The 20,850-nt window shown below is 41.8% G+C and carries 19 protein-coding genes; all 19 read right to left on the minus strand.

From position 1 onward, the window contains the following. Positions 1 to 15: 15 nt before the first annotated feature. The gene (locus tag NTX44_07690; protein MCX6121487.1) at positions 16 to 1,257 is read right to left on the minus strand and encodes an ABC transporter permease; all 1,242 of its coding nucleotides are present in this window, start codon (positions 1,255 to 1,257) and stop codon (positions 16 to 18) included. Positions 1,258 to 1,286: 29 nt separating this feature from the next. After that, entirely contained in the window at positions 1,287 to 2,519 is a 1,233-nt protein-coding gene (locus NTX44_07695) for an ABC transporter permease (GenBank protein MCX6121488.1), read from the minus strand. 11 nt (positions 2,520 to 2,530) lie between these two features. Then, complete coding sequence (locus tag NTX44_07700; GenBank protein ID MCX6121489.1) at positions 2,531 to 3,628, minus strand: efflux RND transporter periplasmic adaptor subunit; 1,098 nt, start codon at positions 3,626 to 3,628, stop codon at positions 2,531 to 2,533. A gap of 150 nt (positions 3,629 to 3,778) precedes the next feature. Further along, the gene (gene pgl, locus NTX44_07705) at positions 3,779 to 4,561 is read right to left on the minus strand and encodes a 6-phosphogluconolactonase (protein ID MCX6121490.1); all 783 of its coding nucleotides are present in this window, start codon (positions 4,559 to 4,561) and stop codon (positions 3,779 to 3,781) included. Positions 4,562 to 4,572: 11 nt separating this feature from the next. Further along, positions 4,573 to 6,051 (minus strand): glucose-6-phosphate dehydrogenase, encoded by a 1,479-nt coding sequence (gene zwf, locus NTX44_07710; protein MCX6121491.1) that lies wholly within the window; start codon positions 6,049 to 6,051, stop codon positions 4,573 to 4,575. A gap of 46 nt (positions 6,052 to 6,097) precedes the next feature. Then, positions 6,098 to 6,880 (minus strand): hypothetical protein, encoded by a 783-nt coding sequence (locus tag NTX44_07715; protein ID MCX6121492.1) that lies wholly within the window; start codon positions 6,878 to 6,880, stop codon positions 6,098 to 6,100. A 2-nt stretch (positions 6,881 to 6,882) separates the two neighbouring features. Beyond that, entirely contained in the window at positions 6,883 to 8,280 is a 1,398-nt protein-coding gene (locus tag NTX44_07720) for an MFS transporter (protein ID MCX6121493.1), read from the minus strand. 34 nt (positions 8,281 to 8,314) lie between these two features. Further along, complete coding sequence (glgB, locus tag NTX44_07725) at positions 8,315 to 10,519, minus strand: 1,4-alpha-glucan branching protein GlgB (protein ID MCX6121494.1); 2,205 nt, start codon at positions 10,517 to 10,519, stop codon at positions 8,315 to 8,317. Continuing rightward, complete coding sequence (nadD, locus tag NTX44_07730; GenBank protein MCX6121495.1) at positions 10,497 to 11,126, minus strand: nicotinate-nucleotide adenylyltransferase; 630 nt, start codon at positions 11,124 to 11,126, stop codon at positions 10,497 to 10,499. Before nadD ends, glgB begins: the two co-directional genes overlap by 23 nt. Positions 11,127 to 11,141: 15 nt before the next feature. Next, positions 11,142 to 12,257 carry a glycosyltransferase family 1 protein gene (locus NTX44_07735; protein MCX6121496.1) on the minus strand — a complete coding sequence of 372 codons (1,116 nt, stop codon included), beginning with the start codon at positions 12,255 to 12,257 and terminating at the stop codon, positions 11,142 to 11,144. Positions 12,258 to 12,346: 89 nt separating this feature from the next. Continuing rightward, a complete protein-coding gene (locus NTX44_07740; GenBank protein MCX6121497.1) occupies positions 12,347 to 13,243 on the minus strand; it encodes a glycosyltransferase family 2 protein in 897 nt (298 codons plus the stop codon). Then, positions 13,233 to 14,108 carry a glycosyltransferase family 2 protein gene (locus tag NTX44_07745; protein ID MCX6121498.1) on the minus strand — a complete coding sequence of 292 codons (876 nt, stop codon included), beginning with the start codon at positions 14,106 to 14,108 and terminating at the stop codon, positions 13,233 to 13,235. Before NTX44_07745 ends, NTX44_07740 begins: the two co-directional genes overlap by 11 nt. 10 nt (positions 14,109 to 14,118) lie before the next feature. Beyond that, complete coding sequence (locus NTX44_07750) at positions 14,119 to 14,799, minus strand: class I SAM-dependent methyltransferase (GenBank protein ID MCX6121499.1); 681 nt, start codon at positions 14,797 to 14,799, stop codon at positions 14,119 to 14,121. After that, on the minus strand, positions 14,796 to 16,391 hold the full coding sequence (locus tag NTX44_07755) for an oligosaccharide flippase family protein (protein MCX6121500.1): 1,596 nt from the start codon (positions 16,389 to 16,391) through the stop codon (positions 14,796 to 14,798). The genes NTX44_07750 and NTX44_07755 overlap by 4 nt, the downstream gene beginning before the upstream one ends. A gap of 81 nt (positions 16,392 to 16,472) precedes the next feature. After that, positions 16,473 to 17,135 carry a phosphoribosylanthranilate isomerase gene (locus NTX44_07760; GenBank protein MCX6121501.1) on the minus strand — a complete coding sequence of 221 codons (663 nt, stop codon included), beginning with the start codon at positions 17,133 to 17,135 and terminating at the stop codon, positions 16,473 to 16,475. After that, the gene (locus NTX44_07765; GenBank protein MCX6121502.1) at positions 17,135 to 17,974 is read right to left on the minus strand and encodes a hemolysin family protein; all 840 of its coding nucleotides are present in this window, start codon (positions 17,972 to 17,974) and stop codon (positions 17,135 to 17,137) included. Before NTX44_07765 ends, NTX44_07760 begins: the two co-directional genes overlap by 1 nt. A gap of 11 nt (positions 17,975 to 17,985) precedes the next feature. Next, positions 17,986 to 18,714, minus strand: a complete 729-nt coding sequence (truA, locus tag NTX44_07770) for a tRNA pseudouridine(38-40) synthase TruA (GenBank protein MCX6121503.1) — start codon at positions 18,712 to 18,714, stop codon at positions 17,986 to 17,988. Between the two features lie 8 nt (positions 18,715 to 18,722). Further along, positions 18,723 to 19,457: a hypothetical protein gene (locus NTX44_07775; GenBank protein MCX6121504.1), complete on the minus strand. Its 735-nt coding sequence runs from the start codon at positions 19,455 to 19,457 to the stop codon at positions 18,723 to 18,725. A 14-nt stretch (positions 19,458 to 19,471) separates the two neighbouring features. Then, on the minus strand, positions 19,472 to 20,842 hold the full coding sequence (gene mtaB, locus NTX44_07780) for a tRNA (N(6)-L-threonylcarbamoyladenosine(37)-C(2))-methylthiotransferase MtaB (GenBank protein MCX6121505.1): 1,371 nt from the start codon (positions 20,840 to 20,842) through the stop codon (positions 19,472 to 19,474). Between the last annotated feature and the right edge of the window lie 8 nt (positions 20,843 to 20,850).

Genomic DNA, 20,850 nt, shown 5'->3' on the forward strand with positions numbered 1-20,850 from the left:
ATAAAAGTGTCGCGTTCATTCGTAGCGCAGCGATTCGACCGGATCAACGCTGGCGGCTTTGCGGGCAGGAAAAACTCCTGCCATAAAACCAATCGCAGAAAGAATTCCGACCGTGATAAGAACGAGTGAGAAAGAAAGAACAGGCCTGCCAACAAACTGCATAGCCCCCTCTTCTGCGGGAAACATCCACATTATCGATACAATCGCATAGCAGAATAAAATCCCGATCGTACCTCCTGAAAGAGCAAGGAGTAATGATTCGAAAATAAACTGCGCCATTATATAACTCCGACGTGCACCGACTGCCATTTTGATGCCAATTTCTCTTGTTCTCTCTTTCACAACAACATACATAACATTAGCAACTCCAACACCTGCAATAAGCAGCGTAAGGAATCCAATAGAGAAAAGAAAGATAGAAACACCAAACCCGATTTTATTGCTGATCTTTTCAGCTTCGATAAAATCCCACATCTGAAGAGCGCGCTCGTCTTTCGTATCAAATCTGTATTTACGGCCGAGGACTTCATAAATAGAACTTTTTATCATTTCCTGTCTGCCCGGATCCGACGGTTGGAGGACAATGCTATTCACATTTTTATATCCATAGGATGTACGAAATGTCGTATATGGTATAATCGCGCGACGAGTATCGGGACCGTTATTCATCGCTGTTTGTACTTTTTTTTGAATGATGCCAACCATAATGTAGGGAACGCGATCAACCATAATGGTCTTGCCTATCGGATCTTCCTCTTTAAAAAGATCCTTTGCGATTTTTGTGCCAAGGACAAGAACGCGTCTCTGCTGCTCGACATCCACTTCATTAAGAAATCGTCCGCCGCTTGCCGGATACATACGCCGCATTTCTTCAAATCCGGGATCAACTCCCTCACACTCCGTCGTTGTATTATTTTTCCCGTAACTAAGAGTCACATTATTATGATACTGAGGAGAAATCAAACCTATACCCGGTACAGACTTACTAATTAATTCGACATCTTCCTCAACAAACCGAATTCTTCTTCCTTTTGGTAATCCCTGATACACAAGCCCAGTTTCCCCACCGTATAAAATAATGATACGATTACCAGCATTCATCATTCCTTTCATCATTTGCTCACCCAGCCCCCGCCCAAATGACAGAAGCAGTACAACGGCAATCGTCCCCCACGTGATGGCGATAAGCGTCAATGCGGCACGTGTACGATGCGCACGAAGATCATACAGGAAATCTCTAAATAGTTCAAAAAACATAATAAGCTATGAATGAAGTGACAAGAAAATTATGTTCTCAGACATTCAACAACATCAAGATTGGATGCGCGCCGAGCGGGCATCAATCCTGCTAATAAACCAACAGTAATCAAAACGAATACTGTGATAAGGACAACTTCCATCGACAAAATTGGTGTTCCCACATATTCTTTGATCGGTAAGAAACTTAAAGCAGCGATAATGCCATACGAAATAATAAATCCAATCGCTGAGCCTGTAAAGACTATAAAGAAAGTTTCAGAAAAGAATTGAAAAAGAATATTTACTTTCGTTGCACCAACGGCACGCTTCACACCGATTTCTTTAATGCGCTCCTGCACAACGATAAACATGATGTTCGCGACACCGAGCCCGGCAACTCCCAGCGTAAAACTACCGATAAGACCGAGAAAGATATTGATTCCAAGAAACATATAGAATGCCAACCGGTCAAAATCAGTGGTATCCCAAATCCATACTGCATTTTGATCTGTTGGATCGAATCTGTACTTCTTGCTCAGTGCTTCCCGAACCTGTTGTGCAGTTTCTTCACCCAAACGGGGATCTCTCACCTGATAAATAATATTATTCAAATAGACCGAGCCATAAACAGATTCAAACGTTGTGAGTGGGATAAAGATACGATCCTGATCTCTGCTATTATACGATGACGGTTGTGTTTTCTTTTGCATAACTCCAATAACAGTAAAAGGTGTTCGACCGATGAAAATCGTCTTACCAATCGCGTTTTGTTCGGCGAAAAGAAATTCTTTCACCTTGTCGCCGATAACAGCGACACGGCGCCTCTCTTGAATATCGAGCGTATTAATATATCGCCCACCGGCTTCCGGATTAATATTGCGTATATCACCGTAGACCACATTGACCCCAGAGATAAGCGGAGTCAGAATATTTTCTCCGACACGTGTCGGTGTCCGTTTGCCAAATTCCGGACTGATGCCGGAAACATTCGGTACCTGTGCAGCAATGAGTTTTGTATCCTCTTCAACGAACGACAGTGATCTCCCAATTCCATAACCTGCGTACGGTTTCGTTGTTTTCCCGGGCCACACAATCGCAAGCCCTTCGCCAATGCCATGCATATTCGCCATGGTTTGTTTCCTAAACCCAACACCAAAGGCTACCAGCACAACGATAGCCACCGTTCCCCAAATAATTCCGAACATCGTGAGAAAAGCCCGCAGCTTCTGCGCCTTTAAATCGACAATAAATTCCGATATAATTGTGCGAAACGTCTCCATAAGAATCTCAACTAATCGATTTTCTTTACAGGTTTTTCAAATACTTCGTCACTATCACTCAAACCAAAAACAACTTCAATATTAATCGCATCGCTCAAGCCTGTCTTGATATAATGTTTTTCATCTTTGCTTTTTCCCCTTGCAACATTAACAAATCCTGAGTCATTACTGAAGGTAATGACACGTTCAGGAATTGTCAAAACGTTGGTTTTCTTTTGAATGATGATGTTGGCATTTGCAGAATAGCCTGCACGAAGAACAGCATTCTTTGCAGCGGGAATAAGAATTTCTATCGGGAATACTGTAGAGTTATCTTTCTTTTCTGCCTTTAACCAGATTTTTCGAAGAATGCCGCGAATAGTATCGCTCGGCAATGCACCCACTTTCATTTCAACATCCATTCCTTCTTTCATCTTTCCCACATCGATTTCATCCACTGTTCCTTTAAAAATTAACCGCTCCATATTTGCCATCTTCATTAATACTGTACCTTCCTGATACGACGTCAATGGAGTTACAGGATCTCCAACTTCAATGGTTCTATTCAATACAAATCCAGAAATCGGAGCTTTTATGATCGATTCAATCTCCGTTTCGCCAATTTTGATCTTCCCGCTTTCCATCAAGGCAAGTTTTTCGATAGCAATTTTCAACCGAAGTTCCGATTCATCATATTGCTTTTGAAAATCCTCGTATTCTTTATCGGAAATGAGATGACTTTTCATCAGGCTTTCCTGACGCACGCGTTGCTTTTTCAAATTGTCTAAATCGACCTGACTCAATTGAACCTGACGTTTGGCGTCTGCAAGTTCAAGCGGTGTAGGATCAGGTCGCACTTCAAGGAGTGGTTCGCCGACTCTGACGTATACACCAACATCGACAAAGATGCGGCTGACCACTCCCGATACTTTCGATTTCACTGAAATCTCATTTTCGGGTTCGATAGTTCCTACGGCGAGTGCTTTATCTACCACCGTCCCTCTCACAACCTTGATCTTCGGAAGATCGCTTATGTCGGAGGATTTATTACTGCCGAAGAATAGAAACGAAGCACCGCCTAATACAATGACGGCTACAGAAGAAAGTATGATTTTCTTTTTCATAGTCATAGACGGATTACGTCCCATTTAAAGTGTCTGATGTATGATAAAAAGAATTTTAGCTTGAAACTATTATGAGATACGGAAGGAAATGCCTCATGTTACATTAAGATGAGATAAATATTTACTTTTAATAGCCCTCTCACGCCGGCACTGATCTTATTTATTAACCGAAGTCGCAACTCTTTCAATTATTATTGAAGAGTCTTCTTTCAACTGCAATGCCGCTTCCTCATCGATCATCCAACAGAAACTCCCTTCGATTGGTCGAATCAATGACGCAGGTAATTTCGTATCCGGGACTTTTGCGTCAAGAATACGCCGAACAATAGAAGCTTTCTTCTTGCCCGCGGCAAGGAAGACAATCTCATGGGATGCATTGAGAGCCGGAACAGTCAGTGTCACACGCCAATTATTGAATCGTTGCGTAAAAGCAGACCTCACAAGTGCCTTCTTTTCAAGTACGGCATCCGACCCAGGAAATAATGATGCAGTATGACCATCCTCTCCGACACCTAAGAGAACAAAGTCAAATACTACAGGAGCAGAACCGAAAACATTTCTAATTTCCTGCTCATATTTTTCTGATGCGATGGTTGGATCGATTTCCCCTTTTATCCTGTGCACATTTTCCGGAGGGATAGATATGTGCGATATCCATTCACGCTCTATCATACCATAATTACTGTTCGGATGATCGGGCGGGACGGCACGCTCGTCACAGAAGAATACATGAACCCGACTCCAATCAACTGATCCATTTGGTTTATTCTGACCCATGTGACGATACACGATCTTTGGAGTTTCACCACCAGAGAGAACAATGCAACATCTGGTATTTTTTTTTAGTGATCTGTGCATCACATCAATAATTTTACTCGCGACAGATGTTTCCAAATCGTTTCTGGTTTTCCAGATTTGGACAAGAGTTGGTTTTATCATCACAGATTGTGTCATGCACGATCAGATTTTTGATGTCCCTTACAATCTTGTATCCACCATCTCCCTTCACGTCCAATGAGGGTGTTTGCTGCATCCGGTCCCCAGCTGCCGGGCTGATACCGGAGCAACGGCGGGGCCAACTCACTCTCCCAGCCAGACCTAATGGAATCTATAAATTTCCAAGAAAGTTCAATGACATCACTTCGGGCAAATAACGATGCATCACCATGCAAAGCATCCAGTAGGAGCCGTTCATACGCTTCTGGAATAGCGCTCCCGCTGAAGGAATCACTGTAATGGAAATCCATATCAACAGGACGGGTCTGCAGCCCTTGATCAGGAACTTTTGCAAGGAAACACAGATGGATTCCTTCGTCCGGTTGAATGCACAGACTCAGCCGGTTGGTGAATAATTCCGTCTTCCCTGCTGCTACATCAAGTATTTGCGTCGGAGGGCGGCGAAACTGAATAGTTATTTCTGAAGATTTTTGTTTCATGTTTTTTCCCGACCGGAGATAAAACGGAACGCCCTGCCAACGCCAGTTATCTATATAGATCTGGATTGCAGCATAGGTTTCCGTCTGGGAGTTCGTGAGTATTCCTTCCTCGGAAAGATATCCATCATATTGGCCGCGAACCGTATACCGCGATGAATATTCCGGCGGAATTTCTCTTATCGCTTTTAATACTTTTACTTTCTCATTATGCAGTGCTTCCGCTTCAAAAACAACTGGTGTCTCCTTCGCCACGAGCATTAACAGATTTAAGAGATGATTTTGAAACATATCGCGCAATGTTCCTGTTTGATCAAAATATCCGGTGCGGTGCTCGATTCCGACGGACTCCGCAACGGTAATTTGAACATGATCGATATAATTTCTATTCCAGAGCGGTTCGAAGATGGCATTGCCGAATCGAAGCACGAGCACATTTTGTACAGTTTCTTTTCCAAGGTAATGGTCTATGCGATAAATCTGTCGCTCGCGCACCACAGAATGAAGTTCGCTGTTGAGAGCAATCGCAGACGCAAGGTCTTTGCCGAACGGCTTTTCAATCACAATTCGCCGGAAACCGCTTTGACCGGATTCCACTGTCAACGATGTTTCATGCAATTTTGCTATGATTTTGGAATACAACCCAGGGGCTGTGGCAAGATAGAACAACATATTATCAGGCCGGTTCTCGAACCTGCTGATTCGTTGTGCGAGGGCATGATAAGAATCAACATTCTCAATATCTCCCGATTGATAATGAAGACTTTGAGCAAATTCTTTCCATACATCTTTATCATACTCACCGGGAGCAAATGCAGCAACTGCTTCCTTCATTTTATCACGAAATGTATCATCGGAAAATTTCGATCGGGAGAATCCTATAATGTGAACTATTTCAGGGAGGCGTTTCTTGAGATAGTTGTTATACAATGCGGGGATGAGTTTTCTTGCTGTTAGGTCGCCTGATGCTCCGAAGATAACAAATGCCGTACTCATAGTTGTCCCTGTATATTGAAATGAGAATTTCTTATCGCTGCAAGAGTTACAGGTTATATTGATCCGGTTTTCGCCCCTTGAACAAATGATTATATTCATTTATTTGCTTTTTACAGGCAAGAGCTAGATCAACTTCGGTTACAGAAATTGCCGGATCTTGAACTCCAAGCCTGCAAAGAATTTTACCGTTAGGTGCAACGATCTCGCTTGTTCCAATGAACTTCAGTTCAACGCCTCCCCTATTTTCTTCTCCCACGCGATCTGCTGTTGCAGTGAATACTTTATTTTCCAAACAACGCGTGACCATCGCATCGGGACAATTCGGCAAGACGAGATTTGCCGGATGAACGATAAGCTGTGCGCCTTTGAGCGCGAGCGAACGGGCACTTTCAGGATACATCCAGTCAAAGCAAATCATGATTCCAACTTTACCAAAGGGCAGATCGAAAACAGGAAAGCCAAGATTACCAGGAGTGAAGAATACATTCTCCCTATAGAACAGATGCACCTTTCGATAAATTCCAATTATTCCATCAGGACCAACAAGTGCGGCTGAGTTATATATCTTATCTGCTTGTTCTGCAAATCCATAAACAACATAACAGGAATGCTTCGTTGTCCATTCGCTCATCGTGCGAAAGGTCGCGCCATCTGCTAGCTCTGCCAGCTTTCTCAGTTCGGTCTCATCAACAAAATTGTAGCCCGTGTTAAACAACTCCGGTAGAACGTAGAGATCGGCTGCAGCTGTTTCCATCAGCGACAACGCTTTATCAATATTCTTTTTAGTTTCACCAAATACCGGATACGTTTGAACAATAGCAAGGCGCATGGTTAACCTTCATGCTTTGTCTTAAAGCCTTTAATCATCCAAGGACGAGCAATGACTAATCCTATTGGACTGATGATTGCAATGAAACCATAGAGGAGCCACATCGCTTCCGTATTCATCTGCGATGGAGGAACTCCGGATGGGCAATAATGCATCAAAAACCACCCTGAATAGAGACTTGTGATAACTTTTGTTAAGAACCATGGAAATTGACCGATTCCCATATAAATCCCTGTCATATCTTTTGGTGCAATTTCTGCAACCCACTGCAGAAATCGCGGCTGCCACATCGCTTCACCGATGGACATAATAATTAAATATGAAAAGACAGTATAGATACTCGGTCCTATTGCCAGAATAAATGTCGGTGATGCCATAACGAATGTGCCGATGATCATCATTTTATATGTATCACTTTTTACGGTTAAGGCAGCAACCATTGGCGTGAGTACAAAAATAAGAATAGGATTGAAGTTCACAAAGAATTCAAAATCATTGCTGACAACACCGGTAAACGCCCGGCTGAAATACTGAGGCAGCGTAAGCCAATTATGTGCAAACAATGTTTGAACTGGAATTAGAATGAAAATAAAAAACATGAATCGTTTATCTCTGATTGGAAAATTTTTCAAATAGTATTTGATTTGTTCCAGAGCCGATTTTTTCTCTTCTGTTTTTGTTTCTTTCTTAGTCCAGCCGGAATCTTCCTGCGCTTCTTTGATCGCTTTCTTCGTCAGAAGAATCATAATGACGGCAATACCAAAGACAGTTAATACGACATACACCCAAAACACTCCTAGGATACCGTATGCATGCCGTACCGGCGGCGAGATAAAACCCGGAAGAAATCCGCCCAAGTTCATCAAGGCATACAACATTGCATATCCCATTGCTGCCGTCTTCTCTGTTGTAAAATATTTCACAGCTGCGTAACAGCCCGGCATATAAATACCATAGCCGATCACAACTCCAAGAATACCAAGCATCGCGACTATGTGCGACGAGGACCACATTCCAGTCGTTCTAAATAGCGGCGGTGCGATGCTCAGCAAAATTCTTCCGGCGAGCATAAATATGAGAGAGAGAATCAATGCTCGTCTCGATCCAATGATGTCAACTGTCGCACCAAGAAAAAGCATGCTGAGAGTAATGCCTGCCGTGAGCACTCCTACCATTTGCCCTGCATTGATATCATTGAGCCCGATAAAATCATTAAAGTAAATAGCGAGTAACCCAACAACACCGAAATAGGTCAATCCTTCCAGAAAAAAGGAAACATTGATTCCCCAAAGTGCCCGCGAGACATGAAACAAATCGATGAATGGCTGAGTTATTTCATGAAGTGTACTCCGCAGAACACTATTCTCTTGCTGTTCAGCGGCTGGTTTTATTTCTGACATAGTATCCTCTTCTATAATAATTATGAGTATTCATTCAAACATGTTTTAAGAACACAGCAGCAAGCGGAGGCAACGTAAGATTCAATGAAAACTTTCGGTTATGACAAGAGATGGATTCTGCTTGAATCTCTCCAGCATTTCCAACATTGCTCCCTTCATAATAAGCTGAATCACTATTTAATATCTCTCTGTATGATCCTTCATCTGGAACTCCAATACGATAATTATAACGCGGTACAGGTGTAAAATTGCAGACGGCCACAATCTTCTCTTTTCCGTCATACGATTTCCTCATAAACGTGATAACACTGCTTGCTTTGTCATGAAAATCAATCCATTCAAAACCGGAATAATGGAAATCAACTTGATGCAATGCACTTTCCTTCCGATAGACACGATTTAAATCCGAGATCCATTTCTGCATCCCTGCATGCGGTGGGAATTGAGTCAGGTGCCAGTCAAGAGATTGCTCGTGATTCCATTCATTACGCTGTGCAAACTCGCAGCCCATGAAAAGCAATTTCTTTCCGGGAAATCCATACATGAGTCCGTACAGCAAACGTAGATTTGCAAATTTCTGCCAATCATCACCCGGCATTTTATGAAGCAGCGAGGATTTTCCATGCACAACTTCATCGTGAGATAGTGGAAGTAAGAAGCGCTCAGAGAAAGCATAGAGAAGTGCGAATGTAAGATTGTTATGGTGATATGTGCGAAAGAGCGGGTCATGAGAAAAATATTTCAACATATCGTGCATCCAGCCCATATTCCATTTCAGGCTAAAACCAAGTCCGCCATATTGAAGATCTGTCGTCACTCCTGGATAGGCTGTCGATTCTTCCGCGATAGTCAACATCCCTGTGTAGTATTGATGAACGAGTTTGTTTGTGTCTTTCAGAAATGTAATCGCGTCTAAATTTTCCCGGCCGCCATATTCATTCGGTATCCATTCGCCTTTCTTGCGCGAATAATCGAGGTACAGCATCGATGCAACTGCATCAATCCGTAATCCATCAATGTGATATTTTTCTATCCAGAAGAGTGCGTTACTGATAAGAAAATTACGAACCTCTTTCCTTCCATAATTAAAAATATAGGTCCCCCAATCCTGATGTTCCCCTTTGCGTGGATCGGCGTGTTCATAGAGATGAGTTCCGTCAAACTGAGCAAGTGCAAATTGATCTTTGGGAAAATGTGCCGGAACCCAATCAAGAATCACGCCAATATTATTTTGATGACAGTAATCAACAAAGAACATAAAATCTTGCGGTGTACCGAATCGACTCGTCGGTGCAAAATATCCCGTTACTTGGTATCCCCAAGACGCATCGAAAGGATGCTCCATAACAGGAAGCAGTTCAATGTGCGTGTACCCTCGCTCTTGAACATGCGCAACCAATCTCTCTGCCAATTCATGGTACGTCAGCCATCGATTGTTCTCTTCTGGAATGCGAGCCCAAGAACCAAGATGTACTTCGTAAATAGATATTGGTTCTCCAAGATGGTCTGATTCTGCACGGCGTTTTATCCATCCTTCATCCTTCCACGTATGATTGAGAAGAAAGTTTATTTTCGATGCAGTCTTTGGACGCAGCTCCATTTCAGTTCCGTACGGATCGGCTTTGTCGACAACGTTTCCGGATTTTGTTTTTATCTGATATTTATAAAGTTCACCTTCTTGTAATCCCGGAATAAATATTTCCCAAACACCTGATGCACCGAGTACGCGCATTGCATGCCGCCGCCGATCCCAGTTGTTAAAGTTTCCGACGACGCTGACGTTTTTTGCATTCGGAGCCCACACGGCAAACCGTACACCGCACATACCATGTACTTCATAGGCATGGGCACCTAACTTATCATAAATGAGATGGTGATCGCCGCTGTTAAATAAGTACAAATCAAATTCCGTCAGTGTTGGAAGGAATGAATACGGATCGCTGAATATTTCTACTGCATTATCCTGCGTCTCTTTTTTCAATTTATATGGGAATACTTCAGAATAATTTGGAAGTAAAACTTCATAGAAACCCTCTTCCTTAATTTTTATCATCGCATATTCGGTGGACGTCGCTGCATCTATGACACTGACTTCCTTCGCTTCCGGTAGAAATGCTCGTATGACGACAGCATGCTTTCCTTTTACATCTATAATGTGAGCGCCCAGCACGGAAAATGGATCGTGATGTTCTGCCTGGATGATGCGCCTTACAGAATCAGTAGATGCGGTGGTTTTCATGGCTGGGCCTTTTTGTGGACACATGTGTCAGAACGGAGTATAGGGAATACTGGTTGATGTAGCGAATGAGAGCGTTTGGTACCAGACCTCGAATAGGAAATCCCATTTTAATTCTATTTCTAATCTCGGTTGAAGATATGCACAGCATACGACCTTTCAAGAGGAAATAATCAATGGAGCTATCTTTCAATAAGAGCCTGAATCCTTTTCGCTTATAAACCGCCAGTGATGCAAGTTTAAGAATTCTTTTCGGTGATTTCCATGAATTAAATTGTGCCAGATTATCTGCTCCGATAATGAGTATTAATTCAGCGTTTGGGAATCGTCGCTTGAACGTTTTCAGTGTGTCGACTGTGTAGGATATTCCCCGGCGCCTTAACTCGATTGTAGAAACCTTAAATTCTTTTTTTCCACTCACGGCCAACTTCAACATTTTCAATCGATGCTGTGCCATGGTCGATGAATGCTGTTGTTTGTGTGGCGGAATGTACGCCGGCACAAAATAGACACAGTGCAATCCAAGTTGTTTCTTGGCCTGTTTTGCAATGGCAAGATGCCCCTTATGAGGCGGATCGAACGTTCCGCCGAATATACCGATGCGATTCACAGAATATCTCAAATACTATGTTTGGACAAATACATCGAGAATGCCTCTGACTGTTTTTTCCCATGTAAATTGAAGACATCGTTCCCTCCCCTTTTGGACGAGATTCTTTCGTAAAAGGGTGTCCTTCATCAGACAGTTTATCTTCTCTGATATTGTATTCTCATCATACGGATCGATATAGAGGCCTGCATCACCGACGACTTCGGGCAATGATGTTGAATTTGATACTATAACCGGACATCCGCATTTCATAGCTTCTAATGGAGGAAAACCAAAGCCTTCATACAAGGATGGGTAAATAAAAATATCTGCAAGAGTATAAAAACTTGATAACTCGTTATCGTTGATGTAACCCGTTAGTGTTACAAAATCTTGTACGCCCTCTTTCATAATCAGTTGTTCTATTTCATGATATCCATATCCAGGAGCACCTGCCAACACAAGAGTGTGGATCCATCCATATGTTCTGCGGCCTTGTGCAAATGCTTTTATCAATCGTAAAACATTTTTCCGCGATTCAAGTGTTCCAATAAACAGAAGAAATGGATCACGAAGTACATAACGCTTTCTAATATCCGACAATAATTCTTGATCTGTTACTCGTTCGATCGAATGTTCCAAGCCAGCATGAACAACATTGATTTTATTCCCTATATCTGGAAAGTAACATAGTGCCTCAGCTTTTGTCGCATACGAATCTGTTAGAATAATGTCAGCTTTCTGAACAGAGCGCGAGATAACCTTTTGTTTATACAATCGGCGTACTGTGCTGAATGTTTGCGGCATAGCAAATGGTGCAAGATCATGAAGAACAATCGCCTGCTTCACATTCTGCAACAACAATGAAGCAGTATGATCAGGAGTGAACATAATGTCAAGATTATATTGTTTGGATAATCGTGGAAGCATTGTCTGTTCCCAAACGATGCGTTTTGTTGACGAGTTCACTAACACATGTGTCGGGACAAGTTCAACATTCTTTTCTTCATATTTCAAACTCGGCGAATTGCCAAAAACGACAAATTCGTGGTTCGCTCCAATCTTCGGAAGTAATTGAATAACATTTTTGGCAAATCGTGTAACACCAGTACGTCCATCTGTCAATATTTGTGCATTAAGTCCTATTCTCATTTTATGGTCAACTCATTGTAATAGACTTCAACGGTATTTTCTGCTTTTGAATATATGTTTCGATTCCATCATCAAGATCGTATCGGGCGTTAGGAACGATGTATATTGAACGATAATGCCATTTTTATGACAGAGTATGCTTGGCGGCGATCGTCAAACCGACGAGAAATTGTGAGAAACAGAAACCGTAATACCAGATACATCCGCAACGCGAATGTCTCGTACCTCGATCTATGTAATTGATAAAAAATAAGTTGAGAACGACGATATTCTATTTTGACATTACCGGTGTTTTCAGCAGTCCTGCTACCTCTTCCGACATGAATAATAGAGTACTGAGAACAATAGAACGATTGATAACCTGCATTCTGCAATCGGAAACATAAATCGACATCCTCTAAATACATGAAGTAACGCTCATCAAAACTGTTCACTTCTTCGAACGTCGACCTTCGCATCATCACAGCTGCAAACGAAATCCAATCAACTTGTTTTGGAGACCGGTCTTTCGGGATATTCTTGATCCAAGCCGTATCTCTTTTCGTACGAAGTTCATTCAAGAGAGATGGAAATTTTCCGTATGAATGCTGGTAGGTGCCATCGGAGTTCAGGAGCAACGGGCCGACCACACCGCAGGAGAGATTTTCTTTCAAGAATTGACAAAGAGGCGTGACAATATCTTCTTTGAAAACGGTGTCATTATTAACAAAAAAAATGAATTCCCCAGATGATTCACCCACGCCAATATTGTTTGCCTTGCCAAATCCGAAGTTCTCCTTTTGAGCTAATACTCGTATCTGAGGAAATTTTGTTTTGAGCAATTCAACGCTGCCGTCCTTGGAATCATTATCCACAACAATAACTTCAAAAGGGGCGTCTGGAGCATGTGCGAAGAATGATCGTAGGCACTCATCTGCCTGCTCTTTACCATTATGGTTTACAATAATAATTGAAACACTATAAGTATTTTCGGTTTTATTCTTCATACGTACCATTGTTCGGATAAAGCTCATCAAAATCATTTCGCCATAAAGCCAGAAATCCTTTAAGAACCATTCGAATTTTCATTATTTTTTGATTTTCATAGAGCAATACTTTTACAATCCCTCGCCAATATAACTTGGTATCTCTTCTAAAATATTCAGGGAAATCTTTTCCATAAATTTTTTTTAAATAGAACCGATTACGTGTTTGATAAAATAAACGAAATGGAGGATGATTTAAGGGGCGCACAGTCCAGAAAAGAAATTTTCGCGGCTTCAAGTCGCCTACGGTATGCTCCAATGTAATATGATTGGCTCTCACAACCTTATATCCGTTCTTGTTCATTCTTAAGCAATATTCATGATCCACATAATCAATAAACAATTTTTCGTCGAACCCACCAAGGTTGTTCCAGATTTTCAGATTTACAAGATTCCCGGAAGTCATTGTTGTGAGGATTTCCTCACTCTCCCCTTGAACTTTCTCCGGCAGATCATTTTTGACACGATGTACTGGTGACACAATGCCAATTCGTGCATCGTTCATCGAGAGAGAGATCATAGAATCGAGATTTGGACTTGTAAAGTAACTATCCTGATCCATGGTAAGAAGATATTGATAACCTTTTAAAAGAGCCATCCTTGCAATGTCATTCAGTGCCTTTGCAATCCCGACATTGCGACCTAAGGTGACGTATTCTATCTTTTTCACTCTTCTAAGTTCTTCGACATACTCATTTTTGCTCTTCGGTGAATTATCAAAGGCGTACATTATTCCAACGTCCGGCAAAAATGAATTGATATTCTGTGTCAAGGAGCACTTAGGGTGAAAAAGAATTACTACTGCAGCACATAGAGGCGTTTTCATGACTTGAGGATTATGTATTTACATCTTGAATATGCGCTACAGCATAAAGACGAAAATAATATTTAGGCCGTATCAAATGGATTTTGTTTAATACCTTCAGAATTATATTTTGCGATACATCCGCAAGAGACAAAGGATATATTGGATCTCCTTTCTGAATATCGACGACAGGGAATATTCCGGAAAGCAATTTCCGCAGAGTAGTTTCCGTAAACATATTTTTATGATCGCTGTCGAGAAAATGTTCAAAGATCAATCCTTGTTTTATGAGGCCTTCATATCCTTCGCAGTTCGGAACAGAAATAATAACATTTTTACGTGCCACTCTGGAGGCTTCTAAGAGAACTGCCTCCGGATTGGAGAGGTGCTCTGCTACTTCAAACATAATAACACTGTCAAAAGATTTGTCGGGAAATGGCAATGTATCACTCACCACATATGCTTTGATTCCACGTTTTTGGGCGATCGCAATGTACGCTGAATTAACATCTGCACCAATACAGGTATAACCTCTTTTCAATAATTCTAAGGTATAGTTCCCTGTTGCACAACCAAGGTCGAGTATACACTTCCCACAATGATGTACAGCAAAATCGATAAGCCGAGGATAAAACAGGTCATTGGGAGCATCAAGATAATAATTCTGAGTATCTCTGAAAGTGTTACGTTTTATCTCTTCTCCTATGGTCATAGGATTACATCCTTCTTGGAATGTTTATGTATCAAAGCTTTTACAAGGTTCATGTCATATTCATCAAGGGCGCCTAAATATTTTAGACAGACGGAATAACTGATCGCATAAGCAAAAAAGAGAGCACCAAGGACAGCTCCGCCATCGATCCTTGATGTAACGTTCACTGGAAAGCAAGTTTTATGAAATATCTGCTCAAGGATAATTGCGATCAGGAGACTTGAGAGCGGTTTCACTAATAAAAGCCAAAAATGATATACCTGTAAGTTTATTGAGGAACAAAATAAATAAATATAATAGCCTGAAGCAATACCAAGTGAAAGTGCGGTGGCAGCAGGGATGCCATAGAAACCTGCGATCAGAGGAAAGGTGAAGAGGAATAGTGGACTGAGAATAAAAAGGACAATTCCCATTTTCCTTTCCAAATGAGTTTTCCCAATTCCGGCGGCAATAGAACTTGCAGCACCGGTGGATGTATTAATAAAATATCCAACAAGCACTATTCTCACTATGAATGTAATGGTTTCGATTCCGTGTGTATCTATTGTACTACCCAGCCACGTAGTAAGAATCAATCGAGTCTCAGTGAAAATAAATCCTGTAACCAGGAGGCCAAGAATAATCATATATTTTGAAGCTCGTTCAAAGAGCAGTGTGACTTTCGTTGTTTCCTTATTGGTTTCTAATTCCGATGCCGCTGGTAATAAAGCTGATGCCAGAACCAAAGGAATCGAACGCGTCAGTGACGACAATTTTACAGAAATTTCATAAAATGCAGATGCAGCGGGACCAAAAAATCGCAATGCGACGATTTTATCAAACTGGAAAACAAGAAGCTGCGCCAAACGGCTTAATTGGAGATTTCCTCCAAAATGAAATAATCGTGCCATCACATGCCGGTCTACATTGGCAAGACGAGGATGAAGCTGTGGAAAAAGGTTCTTTGCCCACCAGATCATCCAAGAGACTGAGAATAGTTGTACTGCCAAGGTTCCTAATATTAATCCTTTGGCTCCCCACCCCAGATGCAAAACCAAGAGAGACATACAGAAATTTAAAATACTTGTCACCACAATGACACTATTTGAAATATCCATTCGCTGAAGTGCAATCATAATAACTGAAATGGGAGTAGCCGTATTCACTAGAACAAGAATAAACATTGCCGTTGTAAAAACAAAATAAGCTTCCGACTGTATATTTTGCGGAATGCTTAAGAGGGAAACAACTTCTTTCCCCAGAAAAAAGGAAAGACCAGCCAACGTTCCGCTGAGGATAAAAGAAAAAGCAATGCCGGTGCTGACAACAATATTAATCGCGCGATAATCCTGTTTTGAATAATATTCTGCAATGTACTTCGTGCATGCACTCCCAATACCAAAATCAATCAAACCGATGAACGACAATACAATAGCCCCTATAATCCATGCCCCGCCATAGAGTTCAACACCCAATTTCCGGATAATAAAGGGGATGAGAATGAAGTTCAGCAGCAAGAGAAACCAATTGCCCGCAACGCTAAAAAGTGTATTTCTAATAATTTTACTATGAATGGAGGATGTGACTACGGTATGTTCTATCTGTTCCTCCATTATGCATGATCCCTTATGACAACTTTCTTCATGGGCTACAAGTTCAAGAGTCTCGCTACGTTATGTTCCATTGCAGTTGCTTCAGTACTCTTCATCGTTAATTCCGTACGCGAGATTCACACTGCGCGCACAAGCGATGAAGTCTCTCATCTTATATAGATCCTTTTTGCCGGGTTGAATTTCAATACCAGCCTGTACATCAACACCATAGGGCTGCACAAAACGAACCGCATCCTCAATGTTGCCTGGGTTCAGATCCCCTGAAAGAATAATACGTCCATACTCTTTTGCCTTGATTGCAATATCCCAATGATATTTTTTAGGCAGTTGATTCCCAACTTCTTCGTTCTGATCTTTCAAGAGAAAGGCGTCTACCAAATAATTTCGCATGACCTCTATGTCGAATGATTGATTCATCTGGAACTGTTTAATCACGCTTACTTCAAAGTCTACGAGGTCGTCGGGCCCATTATTTCCAAGGAGTTGCACGGCGCTGAGCGGTACTTGTTTTAAGACGCTCTGAATATATTGATGACTTGCGTTTTCAAAAACTCCGATTTTCGAAATGTGTTCCGGCAGATTTGCAATGATGGAAGCTGCCTGTTCTGGACGAACGTATCGTTCGTTCGATCGATTGAAGATGAAGCCGACTGCATTTGCACCAAACGAACAGGCCGATTCTGCATCTAGAAGATTAGTAATTCCGCATATTTTAATAAACAGTTCTTGTAATGGAAACATCATCACTCTTCGTTCACATTGATTTTAAGGGAAGGACTCACCTTGACCTGCCGAATACGACGCGCACTCTTTGTGAGAATGGTAAAGACAAAGTTCTCTGTTTTGATTTCTTCATTGGATTCCGGTAGTTTGCCTGTAATTTTTTGCAAATAACCTGCTAATGTTTCATAATCAGGAGCTTCAGGCAGTTTCGCTCGAAATTGGACATTGAAATCCGCAATCGAAAGAGCCGCATCCACGATGACTGAACCATCGCTCGCCTGTTCTACTGACTTTCGCATTTCATCGTATTCATCAAGTATATCTCCAACAATTTCTTCAACAATATCTTCCATTGTCACAATGCCTTCGGTTCCGCCATATTCATCGATAACGATGCCGATGTGTACTTTGTTCAGTTGAAATTCCCGCAGAAGTAGACTGATTTTTTTCGTTTCAGGTATAAAGTACGCAGGACGAACAATATCTTGCAATATGATAAGCGATCGGTGTTCAAGAAGACTTAATAAATCCTTGCTATAGATGACGCCGATGATGTGGTCAATTGTTCCTTTATAGACTGGCAACCGCGAATACCCTTCTTCAATAACTTTGCGTACAAGCACATCGCGCGACATGGAAATATCGAGTGCGACAATATCCGGACGCGGCACCATAATTTCCTTTGCTGTGATGTCTGAGAATTGCAGAACACTTTTAATGAGTTCATGTTCTGTCTTATCGATAGTGCCGCTTAAGGAACTCGCTTCGATGACTTGCTTCAACTCGTCTTCCGAAAGCCTCGTTTGAAGTATACCGCCTTTGATAAGTGCATCGCGAAATATTTTCTTTATCGATTTCATGATTGAATCAATTAGTAAAGTATTTCTTCCAACACTAATCCTTTTGCCGGAGCAGACATTCCTGCAACCGATCGATCTTTTGCCTCAAGGATAGTACTAAAATTTTCTATTTTTGTATGCCTTCGTCCAATATTCACCATCGTGCCGACTAAGGAACGAACCATGCCATGCAAAAAACGATTTGCAGTGATCTCAAAAATTAACAACTTATTGTTTTCGGACCATTCAGCCGATGAAATCGTACAGCGATGCTGGTGCAGATCGTCTTCAACTTTACAAAACGCTCGAAATCCATGCTCCCCCACAATTTGCTGTGCACATTGTTGCATCAAATTGACATCAAGCTTCTGAAAAACCTGCCAGCAGTAATTTCTTTGAATTGCTGTCGGTTCTTGACTAATGGTATAGGAATACCGCCTTTTTTTTGCGTCAAATCGCGCATTAAAATCCACCTGAGCTTCCGTTGCTTCTCGGACAATAATACTATGCGGCAGCACAGAACTCAAACTTTTTGCTAACGTTTGTATTTCAACTTCTTTTTCTACAAAGAAACTTGCAACCTGACCTCGCGCATGAACGCCAGCATCTGTTCTGCCAGCTCCCGTAATTCTTAGATCCACTTGCAGAATTTGTTTTATCGCTTTTTCAATTTCTTCCTGGATAGATCGTCCATTCGTTTGGAATTGCCAGCCTACATAGTCTGTGCCATCATATTCAATTATTAACCGGATAGTTGGCATGCACGACGCTAAAATTTTGTCGAAATACTGAGGCCAATACCATCGATATGCGGACCGTTGTTCAGCGTAAATGTTTGAATTTCTATCTTATCCAACATGGATAGAGACTTGTTGTACGCGGCGGCTTTTCTGCCGGCAGAAAATGCTGAGAAGAGATGATTAACCACGACTGCAGCAATGATAAACTTTGCATTATTTTTAACTTCCCCGCTGCGGATCCGTAAATCTTTAAATTGTGCACGATTTGCTTCCGAATCCCATTGCCATTTGTACTGCTCTGCCGTATGAACAAGATCATTCTCGCGGTTTCTCAACTTCGTTTGATTATATTCATCGGTTGTATTGAAATTGCCGATGTCCACAGAATATTGATCGTCTTTATTATCGAAGTTAGCACCTGCATGTTGATTTGCAAATGTTCGAGCATCTTGTTGCAGCCAATCAGCGTGCATGCGGAATCCGCTGTAGGTAAGCCACAGACCACCTTCTGCGATGAGATTGTACTTTCCCGATTCAAATGATCCTGCATATAACTCGCCCATTCCAGGAAGAATGAGTGAGGCAACAACCGCCAACACTACCGATTTCTTAGATTCGGACGCACCGGAATAATCTAAATCAATGGGTGTTGTTGTTTTACTCTGCACTTCTTTGATTACCAATGCTGACATTGGCCGTGTTTGCGCAACGAGTTGCTCTATGAGGCAAAGAAAAATTGCAGTTGCGACAAGTAAGCGTTTCATAGCAAAATCTCCAATTAGATTGCAATGCGAATCGCCGAAGTGATATTCGGCTCTGCGATGATACCAATACATTTTTCAGATGAAGCTTCTTGAATGGAAACGTTAAGGATTTCATTTGTTATATGCGAATCTGCTTTCACATCGACTCTCATGTATTCTTCTGTCAAACCCGAGACTGATCCATGTGAATGAATCGATTCAAAAAGGACGGGGACTGTTTTTCCAATAAACCTATGATAAAAATCACTCCGTTTTTGATCGCTCAGTATATGCAGTCTCTTGCTCCTCTCTGCTTTGATCGAGGGATCGACCTTCTGAATATACTCTGATGCAGGAGTATTTGGTCTTTCTGAATAACTAAACACATGGAAATATGTAATAGGAAGATTGGCGAGATAGTTGTACGTATCCTCGAACAATTCATTACTCTCTCCGGGAAAACCGACAATGATGTCGGCGCCCATGCCTGCATGCGGAACATGAGACTTAATCCGTTCGATGCGATCCGTGTATACATGAGTCAGATATCTTCTTCGCATCAACCGCAGAATTGTATCTGATCCTGATTGTAATGGAATATGCCAATGATTGCAAAGTTTATCTTCGGCAAACCAGAAATCAAGCAGTTCATCTGTCAACAAGTTCGGTTCAATAGAACTGATGCGTATACGCATCAATCCGTCAACAGTGGTAAGTTGTTTGAGAAGCGTCAAAAGATCTATGCCATCGTTCTTGCCGTAATCTCCGACATTCACACCTGTCAATACGACTTCCTTGTAGCCCAACTCAACCGCTTCTCTTGCTTGCCGAACAATTTCTGCTATGGCAGCACTCCTGCTTTTGCCTCGTGCGAGAGGAATAGTACAATACGTACACGAATAATCGCAGCCATCTTGCACTTTCAGAAATGCACGCGTCCGTTCTTCAAATCCTGCTGAGGAGGCTAATCCAAAATTGTTCGTCTCACCAATACAAGAAACGAGAATATCAGCGTGGATTTTCTTTTTTCCATTTTGTATAAAATCAAAGAGAGAGAATTTCTCTTGTGTTCCCAAGACCAAATCCACTCCTTGAATTGCGGCGAGTTGTTCTGCTTGAAGTTGAGCATAACATCCAACGACAGCAACGAACGCATATGGCGAATGGCGTAATGCACGCCGCACTAATTGACGGCATTCACGATCTGCGGAAGCGGTTACACTGCAGGAGTTGATCACGACAACATCCGCTCCGTCATCAATACCCACTACCGTGTATCCATTGCTGGTGAATTGTTTTCCGATGGCAGCGGTTTCTGCGTAGTTGAGTTTGCAGCCAAGAGTATGTAATGCAATGCGCTTCATAAAGAAAAAGAGCAACCCGCCCCGACATATCGGAGCAGGCAACTCTTTTC

It is taken from the genome of Ignavibacteriales bacterium (assembly GCA_026390575.1).
Lineage (GTDB): Bacteria > Bacteroidota > Ignavibacteria > UBA10030 > UBA10030 > Fen-1298.